Source organism: Winogradskyella sp. R77965 (assembly GCF_044594915.1).
Taxonomy (GTDB): domain Bacteria; phylum Bacteroidota; class Bacteroidia; order Flavobacteriales; family Flavobacteriaceae; genus Winogradskyella.
Genome location: NZ_CP138990.1, coordinates 3,753,669 through 3,776,447, shown reverse-complemented (window position 1 = coordinate 3,776,447; position 22,779 = coordinate 3,753,669). Strand labels below are relative to the sequence as shown.

Genomic DNA, 22,779 nt, shown 5'->3' with positions numbered 1-22,779 from the left:
TACGTGTACTCAACCCTAAAAAATATAGCCAAAAGCATTCTCCCAGAGAAAGTGTTGTCCAATAATGAACGCTTTTTTAGAAAATTAATCGCACAGAGGTATGCTGGTGATGCTGTACAATGTAATATTTGTGAGTTTAAATTAAAGCACTTTGTAAAGCGCGCTAATAGTGATTTATTATGTCCAAATTGTGGAAGTTTATCTAGAACAAGACGCTTGTATCATACTTTAAAGCAAATGCCATTAAATGGTAAAGCGCTTCATTTTTCACCACCAAAGAATTTATCTTCAAAATTAAAAATGATTTCATCTTTAGATTACGTAACCACGGATTTTATGGGTGAGTTCGCAACCGACCTTCATTATGACATTACTTCAATTTCAGAAAATGATAATACTTTTGATATAATCATATGTTATCATGTTTTAGAACATATCAAAGAAGATACTAAGGCGATGTCGGAGTTATTTCGGGTTCTAAAACCAAATGGTATTTGCCTCATTCAGACTCCGTTTAAAGATGGAGATATTTATGAAGACGACAGTATTACTAGTGAAGAAGCTCGCGAGATTGCTTTTGGTCAGAAAGACCATGTGCGGGTTTATTCTTTGGTATCTTTAAATGAACGTTTACAAACTACTGGTTTTAACACTGAAATAGTTTCAGCTAAAAATGATATTTTTTTTGGTTTTAGAGCTGAGGCTTATATAAAAGCCATAAAACCATAAATTAAGATCTTTGATGTGTTATCCATTTTAATACCAACATATAACTATAATGTAACTGAGCTTCTCAATACTTTAAAAGCTGAGTTAGGAAGCATTGCGCCTAATTATGAAGTTATTTGTTACGAAGATGGTTCCTCAAAATATCTAGAGGAGAACAAAACTATAATACAGAGTATTACAAACGCAAAACACATTATCTCAGCTGATAACAAAGGTAGAATTACAACGCGACAATCGCTTGCTGAAAATGCTAAATACAATTGGTTATTATTTCTTGATTCTGATGTAATTCCAGAAAAAGTAAACTTTCTCAAAGACTATTTAAAATTCTTAAATCATAACTACGATGTGATTTATGGAGGTTTTACTTACGATTCTAAAAAACCAAATAAACAATTTACTCTACGCTGGAAATATGGAAAAAAATATGAACATGTTAATGCCGATGTTAGAAACAAAACACCATACAAAATTGTAATCTCTGGAAATTTTTTAGTTAAAAAACGTACGTTTTTAGATATTAACTCTAGAATAGAAAACGACGGCTATGGTTACGATAATTATATGGGTGCGCTCATGAAAGCCAATAATATTAAAGTCTTTCATATTAACAATAATGTTATTCATAAAGGTTTAGATACCAACTCTATATTTTTAACTAAGGTTAATCAAGCCGTTGAAACTATATTTGAGATTAACCAAAAACATAGTAATATAATTACTGATAATTCACTTTTAGAATTATACAAAAAAATTAAATCCTTTGGGCTTAAAGGATTAATCTTATTTATTTTTAAGATTTCAAAAACAAGCATCAAACGACAGCTTTTAAGTGGCAATCCTAACTTAACCTTTCTTCAATTTTACAAATTAGGCTACCTTTGTTCAATAACTTCTGGTAAAACATGAAACCTTATTTTTCTGTAGTCATTTCTGTTTACAACAAAGCTCATTTTGTTGCTCAGACACTGAAGAGTATTTTAAATCAAGATTTTACAGATTTTGAAATTATTATAGTAGATGATGGTAGTACAGATAATAGTTTAGAGGTTCTTGGTGAGTTTAAGGACGAAAGAATTTCAATTTTTCCAACAAAGAATCGAGGTGTGTCTTCTGCTCGAAATTTTGGAATGCTAAAAGCAAATGCGGATTACGTCGCACTTTCTGATGGAGATGACATTTGGCTTACAAATCACTTATCCGAATTAAAATCTTTGATTGAATCGTATCCGAACTGTGGAATTTATGCAACATCTTATCAAAAAGTGTTTTTTGATAATTATACAACACAACCTAAATTTATTAATGTTGATCATCCATTTTTTGGTATTGTGAACGATTATTTTACCTCAAGTACTATTGATAATATTTTATGGACATCTGCCGTTGTAATTCCTAAAAAGATAATTGACCAAGGCTTTTTGTTTGACGAAACTTTGGGCTGCGGAGAAGATATTGATCTTTGGATTAATATTGCCAAAAAGTTTAATGTAGGTTTTTCATCAAAGGTTACCGCTCATAAAATGATTCATACCAAGGATAATCATTTGTCTTTAACTAAGAACATTCCCGATTTAATAAAAATGTTGAATAACCACAAGCAAGATGAACAACATAATTTATCCTTAAAAAAATATCTAGATCAAAACAGATTTGCAGCAGCTTTAGAAGCTAAGATTTTAGGTGATCATAGAAACTCAAAATTGTTAAAAGAAGATATTGATTTTAAAAACTTAAATAATAAACTAAAATTTCTTTTAACGCTACCAAGACCTCTACTTATTGGTTTAAAAAAATTAAAATTCTGGTTGTTAAAAAAGCGACTTTACAGCTCACCTTACAGATAGTTAAAATTCCTTATAGTCTCTTATATATTCCTCCTCATTGTATTCTGTAGAAGCTAAGACCAAGCAAACGGATCCTGAAGAAAAATTATCTATCTCTCTCCAAATATGTGTTGGTATATATAAACCTTGATTAGGTTTGTTCAGCATTATTCGTTTTTTAGTTTTACCGTCATCAATAATGACTTCAAAACTTCCACTTAATGCAATAATGACTGATTGTTGCTCTTTATGTGCATGTCCACCTCTAAAGCTATCACTAGGTACATCGTAGAGATAATAAACACGCTTAATATCAAAAGGAATCGTGTCTTTTTCTATAACGGCTAGGATTCCTCTTTCGTCATGGACTTTTGGGATTTCAATTATTTTGACATTTTCAATCGTATTCATAACCGTTTCATTTTCATTTTAACAATGAATGCCATTGCTCAGCGATCTTATCTTTAGAAAATTGAACAACACTTGTTTTTGCGTTAGACTTACAATGCAAGTATAAATCTTTTTCCTCATAAAGCCTATTCATAGCTTTTGCTAATAATTCTGGCTTGTAGTTTTCTACTAATAATCCGTTGTATTCATTTACTATAACTTCATTAGGACCTGACTCACAATTTACCGAAATTACTGGCACTTCTTGTGATAAAGCTTCAGGAATCACCATCGGAAAACCTTCATATCGACTGCTTAACACCATAAATAAACTCTGTTTTACAAATGGGTATGGATTTTTTTCAAACCCTTGAAATACTATTGAATTAATAAGTCCTAGTTCTTTTGCATATTGTTTTAACAAAACCTCATCAGGACCGTTACCTAATACCAATAACTTAACTTCTTTTTCTGGGAGGTTTGACAACTTGAAGGCATTAAATAATAGTTTTAAATTTTTGTGTTCATCATCCAATCTGCCATAAAAGATGATATATTTTCCAATATTGAGCCCGACATTCTCATCTGCTTTGGATTCAATAGTATCAAAATCAAACCCGTTATAAATCGTTTTTATACTATTTAATTGAAATAACTTCCTAAATTTTTCTTCTGCTGCTTTTGAAACCGCAACCATGGTTTCTTTTTGATAAAGATTTTTATTTAACCAATGGTAAGCTGTAAATGCCTTTTTAGTTTTATGATTATGAATTACATAAGTTACTGGTATTTTATAAATAAATTTTGATACTATAAATTCTTGATACGCATGAATTCTTGTTCTAGCATCTATAACATGATGAATTTCATTGGTTTTTAAGAACTTTTTAAAGATTCTAAGTCTATTTATTCTTCCAAAAAGAGTATCATTCTCTTTTTTTATTTTACCAAGATTAAGAAGTGTTCCTTTGTAGTCATAATCTATATGATCTAAAACGGTAATGATGTAAACGTCAAAACCAAGATCACTGAGCATAATAGATAACTGTGCCGAAGATTTTTCTGCTCCACCTCTACCTAAGGAAGACGCAACAATACAAATCTTTTTTTTATTGGCTTTTGGCATTAACTAGTATCTTTGAGACAAATGTAACGATATAAATGAAAATTTTATTGGTTGGTGAATATAGCAGGCTTCATAATTCTTTAAAAGAAGGATTAGTAACGCTCAACCATGACGTCACCATTGTTGCTACAAATGATACATTTAAAAATTATGAAGTTGACTTACTAATTAAGAAAAAATATCAAATTGGCATTTTAAAAAAAGTCAAAAATCTAATTTATAGATTTACGAAAACTGATTTAGAATCTCTTCAAATTAAAAAACAGATCATAAATTTAAAATCTCAAATTAGCGGCTTTGATGTCGTTCAATTTATTAATGAAGCTTCTTTTGGTTGTACAGCCAATATAGAAAAGGACATTTTTGATTTGATTTGTGCTTGGAATAAAAACGTTTTTCTATTGTCTTGTGGAACAGATTATACCAGTGTGAAATATGCAAATGACAATAAATTGAGATACTCTATTCTTACACCATATAAAAACGGAAAAGATAAATTTCTGAGTAGTTATGGTTTAAAGTTTTTGCAACCAGACTTTGTTGAACTTCATCATCATGTTTATAAATCTATTGTTGGAGTAATTGCTTCAGATTTAGATTATCATTTACCGTTATTAAATCATCCTAAATATTTGGGACTCATTCCTAACCCCATAAATACTGAAAAATTAGAACTTCAAAAATTAAATATTGAAGATAAAATTGTAATATTTCATGGCATTAATTCTCATAACTATTACAAAAAAGGCAATGATATTTTTGAAGCAGCTTTAGAAATCGTAAACAAAACCTATTCTGAAAAAATAAAGGTTATCACTGTAAGAAGTTTGCCATATAACGAATACGTTAAAAGCTATAACGAAGCTCATATTATGTTAGACCAAATCTATGCTTATGATCAAGGACTTAATGCTTTAGAAGCTATGGCAAAAGGAAAAGTTGTCTTCACTGGAGCAGAAAAAGAATGGCTAGAATATTATAACTTAGAAGAAGATACCATTGCTATAAATGCCTTACCAGATAGCGAAGCTATTGCTAAAAAATTGGAATGGTTAATTCTTAATCCTGAAAAAATAATTGAAATCTCTAGCAATGCAAGAAAGTTTGTAGAAACACATCATCACTATGTATCTTGTGCTAAGCAGTATTTAAATACATGGCAAAAACATGTCTAGAGTTGTTCTCTATTAGCAGTAGTCTTATCATAGTAAAACAGAACTACAAAAACTACAATAATAAAATAGATAATATATCTCACAAAGTGAGCAATAACGATGCCTTCGGTTCCATAGTGTTGAATAAACACTTTCGAAAGCACAAAAAACAAACCTAAAGAGATCAACTCTGTAATTATAAAACTTTTGACCAATCGTTTTGCCAAAAACTGATGTGCTAATACCAAAGCGCTTAGCCTAATAAAATCGCCAAATAATTGCCATTTGAATAATGGTTCCATGCCAGTAAATTCAGGATAAATGAATCTAATAATATAGTTTCTCAAAAGATATACGATTACCATTCCTAAGGCAAAAATGGGTAGGATGGTTTTATAAATATTTAAGACTTCGTGCTTAAATTCACTTTTACTATGAATACTTGCAAATTTTGGTAATACATACAAGGTGAACAATCCTGTAGCAAACACCATATAGTTTTTAGAAATAAAGGTCATGGCTGTCCAGTAACCGGCTTCATTAATATTAATTTCCTCTGTAACTAAGGTTCTGATATCTAACTCAACATAATTCAATAAAAAAGTGGAAATAAACGACATCAGAGTAAATGCCAATAACTGGTTTTTATAAATAAAACTCAGTTTAAGTGATTTTAATGGTACATAAGTTTTTAAGATTTTACCAAACACAAAAGCTAAAACTATCAACTGAATAATAGGTGCAATTGCTATAGCGATAAGTACTCCTTTTAATTCTGTAAAATAAAGACCAATAATGAGTGCTACGGTGGCCAAAATATAACTTATCAATTCAATTTTAGCATAGCGTTTATAATCAGACAGACCACTAACCACTGCATTTACGACACGATTAATGGCTATAAAAGGAACAATAACTGCCAATAATTGAAAAACATAAATAAACTCCTGTGAGTTAAAAAGGTAAGTAGATAAAAAAGATGCGCCAAAAAATAAAACAGCAGCAGAAATAAGTGAGCCTAAAAGTATGAAAACAGTTACTGTAGAAAATACTTTTGAAAGTTCTGGTTGATCTTTTTTAAATTCAGCAACATATTTTACAACTCCATTGAAGGTACCCAGCGAAGTTGTACTTGTAAGCATGGCCATAACGTTTCTAACTTGCCCAATATTTGCAATACCAGCTGCACCAACTGTTGTTGCAAGCAACCATTGGATAAAGGCAGAAATGACTAATCTAATGGCAATAACCACTGCATTAAGCGATGTAATCTTAAGCACTATGTTATCACTAATAAACTTTGGAAGTTTCACGTTTTAATTTTTAATAATCATCCATTCCATCTTCAGCTAATACACCAAATAAAGAACTACTAAAGAGTAATAATATTATTCCAAAATACATAAAGTAGCTCAAACAATGTCCCATTACTGCACCTTTTAAACCGAATTCATCAATAAGGTAAATACTAGACACATACATTATAACGAATAAAAATATTTCTAAAATAATGAAATGTGCAAACATCTTTTTTGCTAGAAACTGATAAGCAATTACCATAGAAAGCACACGAGCAATATCACCTAAAATTTGAAAACCAAACAAATCTTCAACGGGTCTAAAATCTTCTGTAAAGAATAAACTAATCAACAACGATCTACTGAAATAGATAATAAGAAGTAACACTAAAAATACTGGCATAATGGTTTTATAAAAGCTAAAAACTTCTTTTCTGAACTCTCGTTTTCCGTTTATTTCAGAAAAACGAGGTAAAATGTAAAGTGCCATCAATGAATTAAAAAACATGAGGTAATAATCTGAAACCCTGGTCATAGCTGTCCAATACCCTGCAGACTTTATACCTATTTCTGAAATGATATAATTTCTAATAATAATCATTACAATTGGTATGGCAATAGCACTGACCAAAGCCATGATCATATATGGACTCAATTTATTTAAAATTGAAAAATTAACTTGAGTAATCCTTATCGAGGACATTAAGTTTTTTCTAAAAGCAACTCCAACAATGGTAATTAACAAATTAAGTGCTGGTGTTATTGAGACTGCTATTAAAGCACCATCAATATTTTGATCATATATTAAAAGCAAAGTCACTAAAAGACCTACAATTTGCCCAAGAATATTAATGATTAGTAGAATCTTATGCTTTGAAAATCCATTCATAATGGAAAACACAAACATATTTAGAGCATAGAAAGGCAAAACTATCGCTAGTGTTTCAATGATATACGTATAATTATAACTAGAAGAAAAAATTAAATCATTAATCAACTCTGCATTGTAATAACAAATAAAAGCCAATAATACAGAAGAGAAAAAGCCTAGATAAAAAACTGTAGATAAGGTTCTACTTAGCTCAACAGCATCATCCTTACATTGAGAAATAAATTTAACCACACCTTTATAAAGACCAGAAATTGCAAGAGATTGAATAGCGCTTAAAAAATTCCTTAAGTTACCTATGAGTGCCATACCATAAGGACCAATATAGATGGCAATAAACTTAGTAATTAAAATACCAGAGAAAATTCTGAGACTAATATTAACGGTGTTTAAGTTACCAGCCTTAACAAGTACTTCGCTATTAATATAATTAAAAAACTTTTTCAATTAGTAGGTGTTTAGGGCATCTATAACAATCTGTACATCTTGGTCTGTCATTACAGGACTGATGGGTAAACTTATAATCCTTTTATGAATTTTTTCAGTAAGAGGTAAAACTATATTAGAAAACAGACTTAGTGCTTCTTGTTGGTGCGGTGGAATTGGATAATGGATTAACCATTCAATTTGGTGTTTATTTAAAAACTCCATGAAATCACTTCTATCATCTACCTCAATCACAAAAGCGTAAAACACATGGTTTTTAGAACCATCGTAAAACGGTAATTTTAGCTTAGAATTCTTAATACCTTTTAAATAACCTTTAGCAATGGTTCGACGTCTTTCATTATCAGTATCTAAAACTTTTAATTTTATGCTTAAAAATGCAGCCTGTATATCATCTAAACGACTATTAAAACCAATAATTTTATTAGCGTACTTTTCTTCACTTCCATAGTTACGTAACAACTTTAGGATTTTTACCAATTCTAAATCATTTGTGGTCACTGCTCCTCCATCACCTAATGCACCTAAATTTTTACTTGGATAAAAACTAAATGCAGCGGCATGAGATAAATTTCCAGCTTTTAAATTTTTTGAATTTGATTCTGATCCATGGGCTTGTGCTGCATCTTCTATTAATAGTAAATTATGTACTTGTGCTAGTTGTTTTAGGCCTTCTGAGTCGGTTAACTGACCATAAAGATGAACCATTATAACTGCTTTTACATCATTATCTAATTGGTCTTTAACTGATTCTACAGATAAGTTATAGGTCTTTGGATTGGGCTCCACTAGTACAGGAATTAATTCTGCATGCAACACCGATAATATTGTAGCAATAAATGTATTTGCAGGCACAATAATTTTATCACCTTTTTTCAGTTTCCCTAAATAAATATACCCTTTTAGTATAAGCGTTAACGCATCTAAACCATTTGCTGTACCAACACAATACTTAGTGCCGCAGTATTCTGCAAATTCATTTTCGAATTTAGTAACGTTATTACCTAGAATATAGCGTGAGTCATCTAAAGATTTACTGAACGAATTTTGAAAATCATCACGAAAACGATTATTGATTTTATGTAAATCTAAAAACTTAATCATACTAATACATTATCTAGTAATTTATGATTCCCCGTTACTATTTTATAAAAGCCTTGTGTAATAGATCTAGCTCCGAAGCCTTCCTTCCAAAATTGTAAACCCTCATTGATATTTTGACCTGAGTTTATATTAGAGGTTCCAAAATCGAAATACGGTTTATCAACAAATACATTTTCAATAAGGTTGTGATGCAAAAAGTCTAAACTACCCAATTCATTTTTATCCTGGTTACCAGAGATATACTGGCAATGCGCTACATTTTTGGTTTCAAATATTGTAGTTCCACCAACAATCACACCATCTTTAAATACATTAAACTGTCTTATATTGTTTTTAAAACGAGATTTTAATAGTGTTATTTCCTCTAAACTATGTACTGGTTTTACATTATGTTTAGCCTTTAAATTTGGAATTAGAATTGTATTCCAGAATACATCAAAACTGTGAGACTCTTCTACTCTTAAGTTATACTTAGTCGCCCTTTTAATACCTTCTTTTCTACTATTTGAGTAGGATTTAAACTTAGTGTTTACAACCGAGTGCATATCAGTTCTTAATAATTCTGCTTTGGTTTTAAATAACAAATAAGCCATGGGATTATTCGTCTGATTGTATAGATAGATAGATGGAAGTTCTTTTGTAATTAATTCTTTTATACCATTATCATTCAAAAATTTTAAAATAGCCTTAAGGCTATTAATAGCTTCAATTGATTTCATATCCTTATTAAACAGCATTCCACCATAAGTCAGCCCTTGATGCGAATACACTGTTTCATCAACTATATTAGCAGGAAATACAACTATAAGCTTGTCATTTTTATAGACCATCAATGAAAAATCCTGAAATCTATCACTATGATAATCCATAAAGTCTCTTTGGAACAAAAACGTAGCCTGATTGCTTTTTAAAACAAAATTGTTCCAAGTTTCTTTATCTGAAGTTTTATAAAGTACTGCTCTGTAATTAGACATCAATCAAAAATAATTCAAATTTCTATTAAGCTATTAATGATGAGTGAAAATTTCTTTGCTCCTTTTGCATTTAAATGGTCTGCATCATAAAAATCTTCAGCCATAAAACCTTCATGATTCAATAAATTATAATAAGTACAATTGTTGTATTTAGAATTTAAGTCATTACCTACTTGAGTCATCTTATTAAATTGATTTTTATTGAGATTTTCTGTATAACTTCTATAAGCAGGTGGAGTCACTAGTAAGACTTTTATATTCCTTTGTTGACACCATTCTATCAATTGCTGAAATATTTTAACGTTATCTTCAAGTAAATCCCATGCCTTTATTGTGTGACGTTTAGCGACTATTACACCAGCTTTATTTATATTGGTTTTTGTTTTATTACCAAGATCATTTCCCCAACCTAAACTATCGCTATTAAGTAAAGGGTCATCATTAAAATAGTAATTTTTTAAAACTTTAAAGCATCTACTAGTTCCAATAGATAGCAATTCAAAATTATGTTTAAAACTGTAATCAAACTCTACATCAGTATATAGTTTGTAATCTTTTAGACGCCAATCTTCAGGTGAATTTTTGAGTTGCTCAAAAAGTGTATCATAAGAAAGCCTAATAATTACTGCTCTTAAATTAGTAAACTTATCTTCATAAGATTTTAAAATAGCAAAATCTACATCTGGAGATTGAGATATATTACCAGCATTAAACGTTTTAGAACTAAAATATTCTGGTTTAATTCCATAGAAGGTATGTGAACTACCCAAAGCTATATTCTGTATAGATTTAGCGTTTTTTTTTAGATACTCTCCTTTTAATTTATACGAATTGGGAATCTTTCTTACCGAAAATTCCGCAATGAAAAGAAGCAGAAATATAGGTACAAAAAAAATAGTAATACGTTTTAAAAACTTCTTCATTTTAAAGCTAAAGTATAACAATAATATAAATCTTACTATTATATAAGTTAAAGTATATAAACATTGATAATATAAATAACTATTAAAATATTTAGATTTACTTTTACCACAATTTATCAATTATGCTACAAAAGTTTAAACAGTTATCTAAAGAAACAGTGGTTTTATTAACCATCTATTTTGGTGTTTTCCTTTTTTGCATTTTTAATGATCCAATTTATTCACCTGACACCTATAGCTATTTAAGGGCAATGCCATATCGCCAATTAGGTTATGTGATTTTTTTGAAAGGCTTTACGGCTGTTTTCGGATCTTATTTTGATGTGATAGTCGTATTTGTACATACAGTATTTAGTTTAATTAGCGTTCACTATTTTTTCACAAAAGCAGTTTCAATATTTAATTTAAATATTATATATAAAATTGCACTTCTTTTAATTCTAATATTCCCATTTTTTCCACCTCTGCTTATTGCAAATAATATCTGTTCCGAAGGCTTTGGTTATGGTTTATACTTATTGTTTATTACGCTTGGCATAGATATTTTATTTAATAATAAACAAGAAAATTTTAAATATTATATCATTGTTTTTCTTGGATTAATTTTTATTCGAAGCCAATTTATTATTTCTACTTTAGTTTTTGCAGGTGTCTATTTTTTGATGCACAGAAAATCAATTATTCAACGTAAGCACCTCATTAATATATTTATTTTTTGTGGTGTTATTGTCATTGCGAGCCTAACTGAACGTACCTATCATAAGCTAAAAGATGGCTTTTTTAAGCCAACGCCTTTAGGGTTTATTAGTGCCTCTACAGCTGCAATTTATGTTTCAGACACAACAGATTATTCACTAATAGAGCAGAAAGATTACAAGGAAATTTTACAGATAAGCTATGATACTCTAATTAAAAAAGAACTACTTCCAAAAGTCGACAAAACTCGTAAAGAAAATTATTTATTTTTCCATAAGAATTTACCTAAAATCTGTAACCAAACGGTTATGCAACAAGGTGTAAATTATTATACTAACAAACAAAAACCTAAAAACTGGAGTGAAAACCAAATTGTATCATACCCTTTTTTTGAAACTGAAGCTGCTTCTAAAGTTTTTACCTTGGCTTTAATTAAGGATAATTTTAATAAATGGATTACATTGTATTATACTAATATCACTCATGGGTTTTATTCTCCGATAGTTTTCTTCTTTGTTGTCATTATATTCTTTTTCAGTTTAATAAAAACAATTTTTAACTATCAGAAAATCTATACTATTCTGTTTTTGTTATCATCTTTAGTTTTATCTAATGCACTTTTTATAGCCTTTGCTAGTCATTCAATAATGCGCTATCTCTTCTATAATTATGCTTTATTATTTTTGTTATTTATTAGTACACTTAAACTTTTAAAACGTGGAGAATAAACTAGAATTATCTATTGTAATGCCATGTCTTAATGAAGCTGAGACTTTAGGCATTTGCATTGCTAAAGCAAAGTCTTTTTTAGATGAAAATAACATTATCGGTGAAGTTGTTATTGCAGATAATGGAAGCTCAGATGGCTCCATAGATATTGCCTTATCACATAATGTAAATGTGGTTAATGTAGAACAAAAAGGTTACGGAAGTGCGCTTAAGTCAGGTATTAATGCTGCAAAAGGCAAGTATGTTATAATGGGTGATGCTGATGATAGTTATGATTTTTCAAACCTTATGCCTTATCTAGTAGAGTTACGAAACGGTAAAGATTTAGTAATGGGTAACCGTTTTAAAGGTGGTATAGAAAAGAACGCTATGCCTTTTTTGCATAAATATTTAGGTAATCCTGTACTATCTTTTCTTGGACGTTTATTTTTTAAAATTAATATTGGTGATTTTCACTGTGGATTAAGAGGTTTCTCTAAAGCAGCATATAACAAAATGAATTTAAAAACAACAGGAATGGAATTTGCCTCAGAAATGGTGGTAAAATCTAAGCTAAATAATTTATTCATTGTTGAAGTACCAACAAAACTTCATAAAGACGGAAGAACAAGAGCACCACATCTTAAAACATGGAGTGATGGTTGGAGGCATTTACGATTTTTAATGCTCTATTCACCAAATTGGTTATTTCTCTATCCAGGAATTTTATTGGTTTTAATCGGATTCGTCATGTCTATTATACTTGTCATAAATCCGATAGAGTTTGAAAGTTTTACTCTAGATGTGCACACACTTCTTTATACCACTGCTTTTTTATTAGTCGGATTTCAGTTTATTATTTTTTATGGATTAACAAAAATCTTTGCTGTTGAAAACGAACTACTTCCAAAATCTAATCGTTATAACAAATTATTTAAGTTTATAAATCTTGAAAAAGGATTAATAATTGGTTTTATACTCATAGTTATTGGTATATTTTTAAGTTTTAAAGGTTTAGCATCGTGGCAAACAACTAATTTCGGAAACTTAGACACAAATACCACATTACGAATTGTAATCCCTGCTATAACGACCTTACAGCTTGGTATTCAAACTATATTATTTAGTTTCTTTTTTAGTATTTTAGGACTTAAGAAGTAAGTGAAATTATTTTAAAGACTCTAATGTAATATTTCCATCTCCATCAATATACTTATATATACCAACTTCTACACCATGCCTTAAGACCTTGTAGCTTTCATCACCTTGAAGTTGTTCGCTATACTTATCATTTTCTGACAAATGAGAAAAGAGCAGGCGAAACAAGTTTACTGATGATTTAAATTTATCATTAAATTTTGGGATATCATTATTTGGCCAACTTATCGATAATTGGCTACTATATTCAGAATAGATTAAATCTCTATTTTGGTGCATTATTTCACTTTCATCACCATATTCAAATCCTACATACCCACCATGATCAGCCATAATTATAATAAGTGCATTAGGATCTTGATGTTTAATTAATTTGATTGTCTTAGTTAACTTTTTATTCGCATCATTTAAGTTCGCTAACCAATTATTTCGTTCAATATCCTTATTATTACTCGAGCTGTTTTTTCTAGTTTTAATATGCCATGGGCTTAAAAAATGTAAAAAGAAAAATTTGGGTTGATCTATAACTTCTGAAACTGTCTTTTCTATATCTTTACTGATATCTAATGGTTCAGAAATAGCGGGCTTTATAAAAGGAAGATCTATATAATTTATGTTACAATAATCATAACCCATTTTTGGTCTATTATACAACAAATAGTCAGTTTCTGAAATGTAATACGTTTTATAACCGTTAGCTTTAAAAACATCTAATACAGGATTTTTAGAGATAATCATATTTCGTGCATTATACAATTCAAAATCCGAAACACGACGATTATAGTAGTGATGCTTCATCATAAAAAATGAAGCATTAGAAGATAAAGTTGTTGAATAATTACTCCTAAAATCTGGGTACGACGTAAATTCATTTTCATCTAAAAAAGATTCAAATGTACTATTATCATAGTTATAGAATCCACGTTTTAACTCAGAAAAATTCACATAACCATCTGGTTGAATAAAATATACATTTGGCTTTTTCTTAAACTTTATTTCCGCAATATCATCTGGTTGACCTTGCCAATCACTTGAAATATTTAGATTATTATAGATTGCAAAAATTAAGCCTACAAAACTAATTACAGCCAATAGATATTGAAGAACGATTAGTTTTTTTAAATGCTTTTTCAAAAACATTGCAAAAAGGAAAGCTATAATAATTATAAGTAGTATCTTCTTTCGTTGAGCACCATTATATGTAATTGTTTTTATAAAAAACAAAAGTGTGAATACGTTTAATAGTGAAAAAATAAAAAGAGCGTGCTTTTTATAATTAAACGTTTTAAGCAGCCAATTGGTAATATTAAAAATGGTTACAGGTAAACCAATAAAAACTAAGAGAAAAAGAAATAAATGTGTTGTAGAATTGAATAAAGAAAAGTTACCTGAGTAACAGTATAACATTGGATACAAACCAGAGGCGATAGCAATTATAGTAGGAAATTGCTTATCGCTTTTTAAATAGCTATGTATTATATTTCTTAATTTATTGAACAAAACTTAATTAATATATTTTTTGAAAATTGTAGTTCCAGACTCGTCAATATACTCATAAACACCTTTAGGAGACCCACTTCTAATAATCATATAACTTTTGTCTTCCTGGAGATGATTTAAATAAGATTGCTCTTCACTTAAGTGTGCAAATACTGTTCTAAATAGGTTTACCGAAGAACGAATTTCATTTTTAAACTCAGGTTTATCCGAATTCCATTTAATGGCCAATGCAGAAGAAAACATAGAGTACACAATATCCCTATTCGTTTGTTTTAATTGGTTCTGTTCCATTGAACTTAAACCAACATAACCTCCATGATCTGATACTATTAGTATAATACCATTTCTATCTTCTTTACTAATATAGTCTATTAAATCTGTAAGCCATTTATTCGCTTCTTGTAGCCTTTCTATATATAATTTTCCTTCCTCTTCTACAGTATTTCCTGAACCATTATGAGTTACAATATGACTTGGCAGCATACTTTCAATAAAGAAAAAATTAGAAGTGCTTTTATTTTCTCTAATAGCCGTTTTTACATCTTTACTTAAATCTTTTTCTAAGTAAAACCCTCTTTCTATATATGAAACTTCATTTAATGATATGTTACAATAATCAAAATGTATTTTTGGTCTATTAACAAGTAAATAAGGGGTTTGTAACATTAATAATGTTTTGTAATCATTATTCTTAAATATTCGCAAAACTGGATTATCACCAACAATTTCATCTCTAGTATTATGAGATGGATTTATACCTAAAACTTTATTACCATAATAATGATGCTTCATACCGAATAAAGAACTATTAGAACTCAATGTAGAAGAGTAATTACTTCTATACTCTGGATAAAATACAAAACCATTTTCTCTTAAGAAGTTCTCGAAAATTTCATTATTAAAATTATACAATTTATTAGTTAATTCTGAAAAATTCACATAGCCATCTGGTTGAATTACATACACATTTGGACGTTTTTTAAAAACAGTTGTTTCAATAGCATCTGGTTGTTTCATCCAATCTTTTGAATACATAACCTCTCTGTAAAGATCTGGAACTAATTTTGGAAGAACCATACAGATTAAAATAAGCTGAACTATAATAACCTTCTTTACATGATTTACTAAAATACTTCCTATTATAATTCCTAAAACTAATGCGATTAGCATTTTCACAGTATCAAATCCATATAGGCTAATCACTATAGTGATAAGAAAGCTGCTCAAGTTAAAAATTGGAAGTAAAAACCTTTTGTAATCCTTTAATACGGCCACTTTTTTAAATATAAAACTGAAACCATAATACAAGAAAAGTGGGAGCAAAATATACAATGAAACTAAAAAAACGAATTGAGATTTTGAGTTAATTAGAGCATAATTTTTATCATAATAATATAACAGAGCATACACACCTGCAACAATAATTGCGATGGCAGGATACGATGTGTTATCATTAAAAAAAAACTTTATTTTCTTTTTAAAATTTCCTAACATTCACGTAATTTAAAAATGTCATTATGATTGACTCTTATTCTTGAGTAGAAATATAACTCTTTTAGAACCTTCTATTTCCTTTTGTTCTATAATTTCGAACACCTTAGAATATGCAGAAATGAAGTTATCTAAATTGTAAAAATCGAAATGGTCTTTAAAATCCGCTTTATTAGTCAAAAGTCGTTGTACCCAAGAATCTTCGCGTTTTGGAAATTCAATAATTAAAAATTTAGAAAACGAACTAAAAAATTTAGCTGATTGACTAAAAGGCACATTACCAGATAAAGACATGTGGTGAATTACTGCCAAAGCTAGAGTTACATCTGGTGCAAAAGTTTCTATTCTATCTAAAAAAGAATCACGCTCCTTATTATTTAATCCAATAGCAGCTGATGGATTTAGAACATCGAGAACAAAAGGAAGCATGGTTTTTTCCTTGTTCAGTTTCATTGTTTTATGATTAAAATCTACAGCATTGTTATCTATATCACAAACTAGAGCAGTTTTAACAGTACTCTTTAATTTCCTAACAAATGTGCCATCGTTACCACCGATATCAATTAAACGTTCTGGATGTATTGTATTTACCCATGTGTTTATAATCTCTGATTTTTTTATAAAAGCATCATCCGTATAATTCGTCTTGTCGTAATAATTTCCCCATTCTGAGTGTTCTTTTAATTCTAGTTTTTTTATATAATCGTATAGGCTCTGAATAATATTAAGCTGGCCTTTTTTTGATAATGAAGCTTCTTTAGCTTCACCTTTATAATCTTCGTTATGCTTATCTTCTAGCTTAGCCAAAAGATGAATATTTGAATACAATATCGGACTTAACTTGGTCTTAAAGGGTAACATGGAACTTATCATCTTTACAGGAATACCGTCAATAAAATTGCTTAACAACTTTAAGGATTGTGCACCATGATAATGTGCCAATAGTAAAGGACCAAAAAAGTGAGTAATAAATTGTTTGTAGGCTCTCCAAGGGGTATTTTCTGCATAAAAATCGAACGACAAGGTATCTATAAAAACAGCTTTCCCTTTATGAAACGTAACATTAAACGCTGTAGCATCTTTTAGCGAAAATCCTTTTTCTAAACAATATTTTTGAAGTCTAAGTGTCAACAAAGCAGCCTCTTTATACATATTGAAACTCCACTCGTAAGGATAAGTTATAAAAGGAATCTTTTCTGCCTTTATTACTATTTCCTCATTAGTATTTGAAAGTTCTGTATGAGGAATTAATAGTTGATTTTTAAACAATGAATTATAAAAGCCACTATCGGTTAGTGCTTTATATTGTTCAAAATAAATGGGGTTTATAACTCTTTTTATGTCTCCATTTTCTGAAAAAACATAGCCTGAAGGATCTCTAAATGAAGAAGGATGTATATCTTTAGCGTTCACTAGAGTTATTGTTATCTACCTCTGAATCTTTAATTTCAATATCATCAAAAACATCATCTTCAATTGGCTTTGCTATTCCTAAGAACAGTTTGATTTTATACATCAAGTTTTTAGAAAACAGCACTACTCCAGCTACTGCCGCAATAATGGCCTGAATAATCATAGCACCTAAACCTGGATCGAAATAAAGAAAATGCATGTTTTTAATTTTTGTAAAGATATAAAACTTATAATGTTAAGGGCTAATTGATAGAAAATAAAAAGAGAAACACTTTTCAGTGTTTCCCTTTTGAGTCGTTCAATCTAATTTTTTTTAAATACTTTTATTACGCTTACGATCTACTTCCTTCAAATAAATCTTACGTAATCTTAAATGATTTGGTGTTACTTCTACGTACTCATCTTTCTGAATGTATTCTAAAGCTTCTTCTAAAGAGAACTTAATTGCAGGTACAATCTTAGCTTTATCATCTGCACCAGAAGAACGTACGTTACTTAATTTTTTCGTTTTAGTGACGTTAACCGTCATATCATCACCACGAGAGTTCTCTCCAATCACCTGACCTTCATAGATATCTTCACCTGGATCAACAAAAAACTTACCTCTATCTTGTAATTTATCAATAGAATAAGGAATAGCACTACCGTTTTCCATAGAGACTAGAGATCCATTTTGACGTTCTGGTATTCCACCTTTTAATGGCATGTATTCTTTAAAACGGTGCGCCATAATGGCTTCACCAGCAGTCGCTGTTAGTAACTGATTTCTTAATCCAATGATACCACGAGATGGTACTAAAAACTCACATACCATGCGCTCACCTTTAGCTTCCATGCTTAGCATTTCGCCTTTACGCATCGTTACCATTTCAATAGCTTTACCAGAAACATGCTCTGGTAAATCAATTGTCATTTCTTCAAAAGGTTCACATTTTACACCGTCAATTTCTTTGATGATTACTTGTGGCTGACCAATTTGTAGTTCGTAACCTTCGCGACGCATTGTTTCAATTAAAACTGATAAGTGTAATACACCACGACCAAAAACCATAAACTTATCAGCACTATCTGTTTCTTCAACACGCAATGCTAAGTTTTTTTCTAACTCTTTAGTTAAACGGTCTTTAATATGTCGAGAGGTAACATACTTTCCATCTTTACCGAAGAAAGGTGAATCGTTAATCGTAAACAACATACTCATAGTTGGCTCATCAATAGCTATCGTCTTAAGTCCTTCAGGATTTTCGATATCAGCTACAGTATCACCGATTTCAAAACCTTCTAAACCTACAATAGCACAAATATCACCTGTTTGAACACTTTCAACTTTTTTACGACCTAAACCTTCAAACGTATGTAATTCTTTAATCTTACTTTTTACAATAGAACCGTCTCTTTTTACTAAAGAAATTTGTTGATTAACTTTTAAATCACCTCGTGTTAAACGACCAATAGCAATACGACCAGTAAACGATGAAAAATCCAAAGATGTAATTAACATCTGTGTGGTTCCTGCTTCAATTTTTGGTTCAGGGATATGCTCGATAACCATATCTAACAATGGCTCAATATTTTCTGTTTCATTTTGCCAATCGTCACTCATCCAGTTGTTCTTTGCAGAACCATAAACTGTCGGGAAATCTAATTGCCATTCTTCTGCACCAAGTTCAAACATCAAGTCAAATACTTTCTCATGTACCTCATCTGGAGTACAGTTTTCTTTATCAACTTTATTAATAACCACACAAGGTTTTAAACCTAAATCAATTGCTTTTTGCAATACAAAACGTGTTTGCGGCATAGGACCTTCAAACGCATCAACCAAAAGTAAAACACCATCAGCCATATTTAATACACGTTCTACTTCTCCACCAAAATCGGCGTGACCAGGAGTATCAATAATATTAATCTTAGTATCTTTATAAACTACAGAAACATTTTTTGAAGTAATAGTAATACCACGCTCACGCTCTAAATCATTATTATCTAGAATTAAGTCTCCAGTATTTTCATTTTCACGAAATAACTGACAGTGGTACATGATCTTATCTACCAAAGTGGTCTTTCCGTGATCGACGTGTGCAATAATTGCAATATTTTTAATATTAGCCATAACTGATGCTGATTTTAAGCGCGCAAAGTTACATCTAATTATTCTCAATTCGTTAATTATATGTTATAATTTCAATTTCTAACAATTTCAGTTTGTATCTTTCGTTAAATATCTGATTAATAGTAAGTAAGCCTATCCTTAAAATCAATCGCTAATTGGGCTATTTACACTTTTAAAAAGGCAAATCTGAACCCTTAAATTAAAACAGATGCAAACAATTAGCAAGTATACTAAGTTTGTCCCATACCTCTATTTTTTATCTGTAATTGCCTATTGGTTTACTGATATAATGAAAAATGAAGGTAGTTCTGCTTACCTCATTTTGTTATTTGGTATTCCATTTTTATGGCAATTAATAAAACCAAATAGAAAATTAAACTTCTCTTTAGGTATTATATTTGTTTGTCTTTCTTCATATTTAATTCTTGCCTATTTATCTGATGTACTAAATATTATTAAGTGGTCAGAATCGGCAAAAACATTTCTCTTTTTCAGTGGTCTATTTGTTGTTGGTAACTTTGTAATGTCGCTTTGGATTATGAGAAATAGTATTAAAAAAGTGTTTTAAAATACTATCTTTACTAACTGAACTCTAAAATTTTTATTCGTTGAATCTAATACCTAAACTAAGCTTTAAAAGCCCAAAGGCTATTATTTTATCGTTGTTATTTTCAACTTTTTTTGGTTGCCCATCTGATGATGACTGTACCAAAACAATTATAATACCACAAACATACTTTGTGGGTAACCAAAGCTATACCAATGAAATTGAACAAGAAGTTCCTTGTGATTTCCCTGAACCAACGGAACCAGAATTAATTGAAGCTCCAATCCTTGAGAATTTTACATATGAGATATTGAGTTTTAATTATAGTGCTGACACTGGCAATAATACCTCAAGATTACAATTTGAAATTCAGCTAAATAATCACAACGATTTTGACGTAGCTGGTATTCCTGTTCTGACTGTTACTACGAGCGACCTTGAATTCTCAGGAAGCTACTCAAGTAATGCTTCTGTTCCTTGTTATACCATTGCAGCAAACTCAAACTGTATTTTAACATATGACCAAGAAGAATCACTTAACTTGGGACTTCCACCTGCATCGTTTGAAATTGTTAATGTTGAATATATAGTTACTGATTAATAAACTAAAACATAAATCAATAGAAAACTTGACAGCTAAAAAAGTTGCGTTTTAATAGTATATTTGCAACTTAAACGCAGTCTTTATTGATATGAATCTTAACGTTATTCCTAAACTAAAACATACAGAATCTAATAATTTTTTTTTACTGTGTGGCCCTTGCGCTATAGAAGGTGAAGATATGGCACTTCGTATTGCTGAACGTGTTGTTTCTATTACTAATAAACTTGAAATTCCATATGTATTTAAAGGCAGTTTTAAAAAAGCCAATCGCAGTAGAATAGATAGTTTCACTGGAATTGGAAATGAAAAAGCCTTAAAAATTCTCAGAAAAGTATCAGAAACTTTTGATGTACCAACAGTTACAGATATTCACGAAGTATCTGATGCATACATGGCTGCGGAATATGTTGATGTATTGCAGATACCAGCCTTTTTAGTCCGCCAAACGGATTTGGTGGTTGCTGCTGCTAAAACAGGAAAAGTAGTCAACTTAAAAAAAGGGCAATTTATGAGTCCTGAAGCGATGAAACATGCCGTACAAAAAGTAAAAGATGCCGGAAACGATAAAGCATGGATTACAGACAGAGGTACAATGTTTGGCTATCAAGATATGATTGTAGATTTTAGAGGTATTCCAACCATGCGACAATATGCTCCAACGGTTTTAGATGTCACACATTCTTTGCAACAACCTAACCAAAGTATTGGTGTTACAGGTGGACGACCAGATATGATTGAGACCATTGCAAGAGCTGGAGTGGTAAATAATGTCGATGGTTTATTTATTGAAACACATTTTGATCCAGGAAATGCAAAAAGTGACGGAGCCAATATGCTCCACTTAGATAATCTTGAAGGATTGCTAACAAATCTAGTAGCAATTAGAAAATTGGTTACTTCTTTTTAGATCTAGGTTTCAAGATTAGTTTAAACGGATTGGTATTAATTTCTAGTTGTTTTTGGAGAACATATACAACTACCTCATCATTTATATCTTCTACAGATTTATAACGAAGCGAGCGAATTGATTTTCTATTAGCATTTACAAAATGTTCAGTAAACTCATCTAATTTTTCAAAATGCCAAAACGCTAAATCTACATAATCTTTTGACTGATTGAGATAGCACAACGGAATGTCATTGCAGTAATAAAAAGGAATTCGCCATTTAAACAATAATTCAGGGTTTGGTGCGACTGCTTCAATAATTGATTGTAATTGCAACAATATAGATTTATAAGGTTCTGACTGCTTTAATATGTATGCTTCCGCTGGATTCAAAATAAATTAAAACAATCCTAAAATACCTATAACTAAAAGTCCAATACCAATAATAGCCTTAAACGGCATCAATTTTGCCGACAGTTTTCTCAAACTTGTTTCTAAAGCTGGTACTTTACCAAAAACATGTGTTAACAACAAAATACCTCCTAAAATACTTACAATACTAAAAAGTACACTACTTCTAAATTTAAGTATCGACAAAACAATTAATGCACCACCAATAATTGTTTGAAAAGGCGCCAACACACCTGCGATTTTATTGAAGAAATTACTTTCTCCATCCCATTTATCTAATGTGGCCAATCCCAGTAAAAGTCCTCCTGAAATATTTGCTATTGTTAAAAGTAATCCTAGCATAATCTTATTTATTTGAATTGTTAAAACATAAATTTAGTTAAATCTCTAA

At 30.2% G+C, this 22,779-nt stretch carries 23 protein-coding genes; 9 read left to right on the top strand and 14 right to left on the bottom strand.

The annotated features are described in order from the left end of the window. Positions 1-3 precede the first annotated feature (3 nt). The 3 genes from SJY34_RS16690 to SJY34_RS16680 are packed head-to-tail and all read left to right on the top strand — an operon-like array spanning position 4 to position 2,576. Positions 4-729 carry a class I SAM-dependent methyltransferase gene (locus tag SJY34_RS16690; RefSeq protein ID WP_400077649.1) on the top strand — a complete coding sequence of 242 codons (726 nt, stop codon included), beginning with the start codon at positions 4-6 and terminating at the stop codon, positions 727-729. Between the two features lie 15 nt (positions 730-744). Further along, a complete protein-coding gene (locus tag SJY34_RS16685) occupies positions 745-1,638 on the top strand; it encodes a glycosyltransferase family 2 protein (RefSeq protein ID WP_400077647.1) in 894 nt (297 codons plus the stop codon). After that, positions 1,635-2,576 (top strand): glycosyltransferase family 2 protein, encoded by a 942-nt coding sequence (locus tag SJY34_RS16680; protein ID WP_400077645.1) that lies wholly within the window; start codon positions 1,635-1,637, stop codon positions 2,574-2,576. Before SJY34_RS16685 ends, SJY34_RS16680 begins: the two co-directional genes overlap by 4 nt. On the opposite strand, the gene SJY34_RS16675 is transcribed toward SJY34_RS16680, so the two are convergent. Beyond that, the gene (locus tag SJY34_RS16675; protein ID WP_400077643.1) at positions 2,577-2,966 is read right to left on the bottom strand and encodes a sugar 3,4-ketoisomerase; all 390 of its coding nucleotides are present in this window, start codon (positions 2,964-2,966) and stop codon (positions 2,577-2,579) included. 13 nt (positions 2,967-2,979) lie between these two features. Further along, entirely contained in the window at positions 2,980-4,071 is a 1,092-nt protein-coding gene (locus SJY34_RS16670; protein ID WP_400077642.1) for a glycosyltransferase, read from the bottom strand. 35 nt (positions 4,072-4,106) lie between these two features. On the opposite strand from SJY34_RS16670, the gene SJY34_RS16665 reads away from it, so the two are divergent. Further along, positions 4,107-5,246: a glycosyltransferase gene (locus SJY34_RS16665; RefSeq protein WP_400077640.1), complete on the top strand. Its 1,140-nt coding sequence runs from the start codon at positions 4,107-4,109 to the stop codon at positions 5,244-5,246. Here the strand turns inward: SJY34_RS16665 and SJY34_RS16660 are convergent. From SJY34_RS16660 to SJY34_RS16640, 5 genes are read right to left on the bottom strand one after another with little or no spacing between them, the layout of a single operon-like run. Then, positions 5,243-6,538, bottom strand: a complete 1,296-nt coding sequence (locus SJY34_RS16660; protein WP_400077638.1) for an O-antigen translocase — start codon at positions 6,536-6,538, stop codon at positions 5,243-5,245. The genes SJY34_RS16665 and SJY34_RS16660 overlap by 4 nt on opposite strands. Positions 6,539-6,548: 10 nt before the next feature. Next, the gene (locus SJY34_RS16655; protein ID WP_400077636.1) at positions 6,549-7,859 is read right to left on the bottom strand and encodes an O-antigen translocase; all 1,311 of its coding nucleotides are present in this window, start codon (positions 7,857-7,859) and stop codon (positions 6,549-6,551) included. Further along, positions 7,860-8,963, bottom strand: coding sequence for a DegT/DnrJ/EryC1/StrS family aminotransferase (locus tag SJY34_RS16650; protein ID WP_400077634.1), 1,104 nt, complete (start codon positions 8,961-8,963; stop codon positions 7,860-7,862). Continuing rightward, entirely contained in the window at positions 8,960-9,937 is a 978-nt protein-coding gene (locus SJY34_RS16645) for a GNAT family N-acetyltransferase (protein WP_400077632.1), read from the bottom strand. Before SJY34_RS16645 ends, SJY34_RS16650 begins: the two co-directional genes overlap by 4 nt. Before the next feature lie 14 nt (positions 9,938-9,951). After that, positions 9,952-10,860: a hypothetical protein gene (locus SJY34_RS16640; protein WP_400077630.1), complete on the bottom strand. Its 909-nt coding sequence runs from the start codon at positions 10,858-10,860 to the stop codon at positions 9,952-9,954. A 122-nt stretch (positions 10,861-10,982) separates the two neighbouring features. On the opposite strand from SJY34_RS16640, the gene SJY34_RS16635 reads away from it, so the two are divergent. Further along, positions 10,983-12,284 carry a hypothetical protein gene (locus SJY34_RS16635; protein WP_400077628.1) on the top strand — a complete coding sequence of 434 codons (1,302 nt, stop codon included), beginning with the start codon at positions 10,983-10,985 and terminating at the stop codon, positions 12,282-12,284. Further along, positions 12,274-13,425, top strand: coding sequence for a glycosyltransferase family 2 protein (locus SJY34_RS16630; protein ID WP_400077626.1), 1,152 nt, complete (start codon positions 12,274-12,276; stop codon positions 13,423-13,425). The genes SJY34_RS16635 and SJY34_RS16630 overlap by 11 nt, the downstream gene beginning before the upstream one ends. A gap of 6 nt (positions 13,426-13,431) precedes the next feature. On the opposite strand, the gene SJY34_RS16625 is transcribed toward SJY34_RS16630, so the two are convergent. From SJY34_RS16625 to typA, 5 genes are all read right to left on the bottom strand, one after another. Then, positions 13,432-14,556 carry a sulfatase-like hydrolase/transferase gene (locus SJY34_RS16625; RefSeq protein WP_400077624.1) on the bottom strand — a complete coding sequence of 375 codons (1,125 nt, stop codon included), beginning with the start codon at positions 14,554-14,556 and terminating at the stop codon, positions 13,432-13,434. Positions 14,557-14,925: 369 nt separating this feature from the next. Continuing rightward, positions 14,926-16,092: a sulfatase-like hydrolase/transferase gene (locus SJY34_RS16620; protein WP_400077622.1), complete on the bottom strand. Its 1,167-nt coding sequence runs from the start codon at positions 16,090-16,092 to the stop codon at positions 14,926-14,928. Between the two features lie 345 nt (positions 16,093-16,437). After that, positions 16,438-17,826 (bottom strand): class I SAM-dependent methyltransferase, encoded by a 1,389-nt coding sequence (locus SJY34_RS16615; protein WP_400077620.1) that lies wholly within the window; start codon positions 17,824-17,826, stop codon positions 16,438-16,440. Then, positions 17,816-18,025, bottom strand: a complete 210-nt coding sequence (locus tag SJY34_RS16610; RefSeq protein WP_400077618.1) for a hypothetical protein — start codon at positions 18,023-18,025, stop codon at positions 17,816-17,818. The genes SJY34_RS16615 and SJY34_RS16610 overlap by 11 nt, the downstream gene beginning before the upstream one ends. A gap of 114 nt (positions 18,026-18,139) precedes the next feature. Beyond that, the gene (gene typA / locus SJY34_RS16605; protein ID WP_400077616.1) at positions 18,140-19,939 is read right to left on the bottom strand and encodes a translational GTPase TypA; all 1,800 of its coding nucleotides are present in this window, start codon (positions 19,937-19,939) and stop codon (positions 18,140-18,142) included. 208 nt (positions 19,940-20,147) lie between these two features. On the opposite strand from typA, the gene SJY34_RS16600 reads away from it, so the two are divergent. The 3 genes from SJY34_RS16600 (at position 20,148) to kdsA (ending at position 21,997) form a co-directional block, all read left to right on the top strand. Next, complete coding sequence (locus tag SJY34_RS16600; protein WP_400077614.1) at positions 20,148-20,507, top strand: hypothetical protein; 360 nt, start codon at positions 20,148-20,150, stop codon at positions 20,505-20,507. Between the two features lie 40 nt (positions 20,508-20,547). Next, positions 20,548-21,087, top strand: a complete 540-nt coding sequence (locus SJY34_RS16595) for a hypothetical protein (protein ID WP_400077613.1) — start codon at positions 20,548-20,550, stop codon at positions 21,085-21,087. 91 nt (positions 21,088-21,178) lie between these two features. Continuing rightward, the gene (kdsA, locus tag SJY34_RS16590; RefSeq protein WP_400077611.1) at positions 21,179-21,997 is read left to right on the top strand and encodes a 3-deoxy-8-phosphooctulonate synthase; all 819 of its coding nucleotides are present in this window, start codon (positions 21,179-21,181) and stop codon (positions 21,995-21,997) included. Here kdsA and SJY34_RS16585 read toward each other — a convergent pair. Together SJY34_RS16585 and SJY34_RS16580 are read right to left on the bottom strand one after the other, a co-directional pair. Continuing rightward, positions 21,984-22,370, bottom strand: coding sequence for a DUF1801 domain-containing protein (locus SJY34_RS16585; protein ID WP_400077609.1), 387 nt, complete (start codon positions 22,368-22,370; stop codon positions 21,984-21,986). The two genes, kdsA and SJY34_RS16585, sit on opposite strands and share 14 nt — an antisense overlap. A 6-nt stretch (positions 22,371-22,376) precedes the next feature. Continuing rightward, on the bottom strand, positions 22,377-22,730 hold the full coding sequence (locus tag SJY34_RS16580) for a hypothetical protein (RefSeq protein ID WP_400077607.1): 354 nt from the start codon (positions 22,728-22,730) through the stop codon (positions 22,377-22,379). Between the last annotated feature and the right edge of the window lie 49 nt (positions 22,731-22,779).

Excerpts from the sequence above, each read along its gene's own strand:
- SJY34_RS16680 (WP_400077645.1), top strand. The coding sequence starts at position 1,635 with ATGAAACCTTATTTTTCTGTAGTCATTTCTGTTTACAACAAAGCTCAT.
- SJY34_RS16675 (WP_400077643.1), bottom strand. The coding sequence starts at position 2,966 with ATGAATACGATTGAAAATGTCAAAATAATTGAAATCCCAAAAGTCCAT.
- SJY34_RS16670 (WP_400077642.1), bottom strand. The coding sequence starts at position 4,071 with ATGCCAAAAGCCAATAAAAAAAAGATTTGTATTGTTGCGTCTTCCTTA.
- SJY34_RS16665 (WP_400077640.1), top strand. The coding sequence starts at position 4,107 with ATGAAAATTTTATTGGTTGGTGAATATAGCAGGCTTCATAATTCTTTA.
- SJY34_RS16650 (WP_400077634.1), bottom strand. The coding sequence starts at position 8,963 with ATGATTAAGTTTTTAGATTTACATAAAATCAATAATCGTTTTCGTGAT.
- SJY34_RS16645 (WP_400077632.1), bottom strand. The coding sequence starts at position 9,937 with ATGTCTAATTACAGAGCAGTACTTTATAAAACTTCAGATAAAGAAACT.
- SJY34_RS16640 (WP_400077630.1), bottom strand. The coding sequence starts at position 10,860 with ATGAAGAAGTTTTTAAAACGTATTACTATTTTTTTTGTACCTATATTT.
- SJY34_RS16635 (WP_400077628.1), top strand. The coding sequence starts at position 10,983 with ATGCTACAAAAGTTTAAACAGTTATCTAAAGAAACAGTGGTTTTATTA.
- SJY34_RS16620 (WP_400077622.1), bottom strand. The coding sequence starts at position 16,092 with ATGCTAATCGCATTAGTTTTAGGAATTATAATAGGAAGTATTTTAGTA.
- SJY34_RS16610 (WP_400077618.1), bottom strand. The coding sequence starts at position 18,025 with ATGCATTTTCTTTATTTCGATCCAGGTTTAGGTGCTATGATTATTCAG.
- typA (WP_400077616.1), bottom strand. The coding sequence starts at position 19,939 with ATGGCTAATATTAAAAATATTGCAATTATTGCACACGTCGATCACGGA.
- SJY34_RS16600 (WP_400077614.1), top strand. The coding sequence starts at position 20,148 with ATGCAAACAATTAGCAAGTATACTAAGTTTGTCCCATACCTCTATTTT.
- kdsA (WP_400077611.1), top strand. The coding sequence starts at position 21,179 with ATGAATCTTAACGTTATTCCTAAACTAAAACATACAGAATCTAATAAT.
- SJY34_RS16580 (WP_400077607.1), bottom strand. The coding sequence starts at position 22,730 with ATGCTAGGATTACTTTTAACAATAGCAAATATTTCAGGAGGACTTTTA.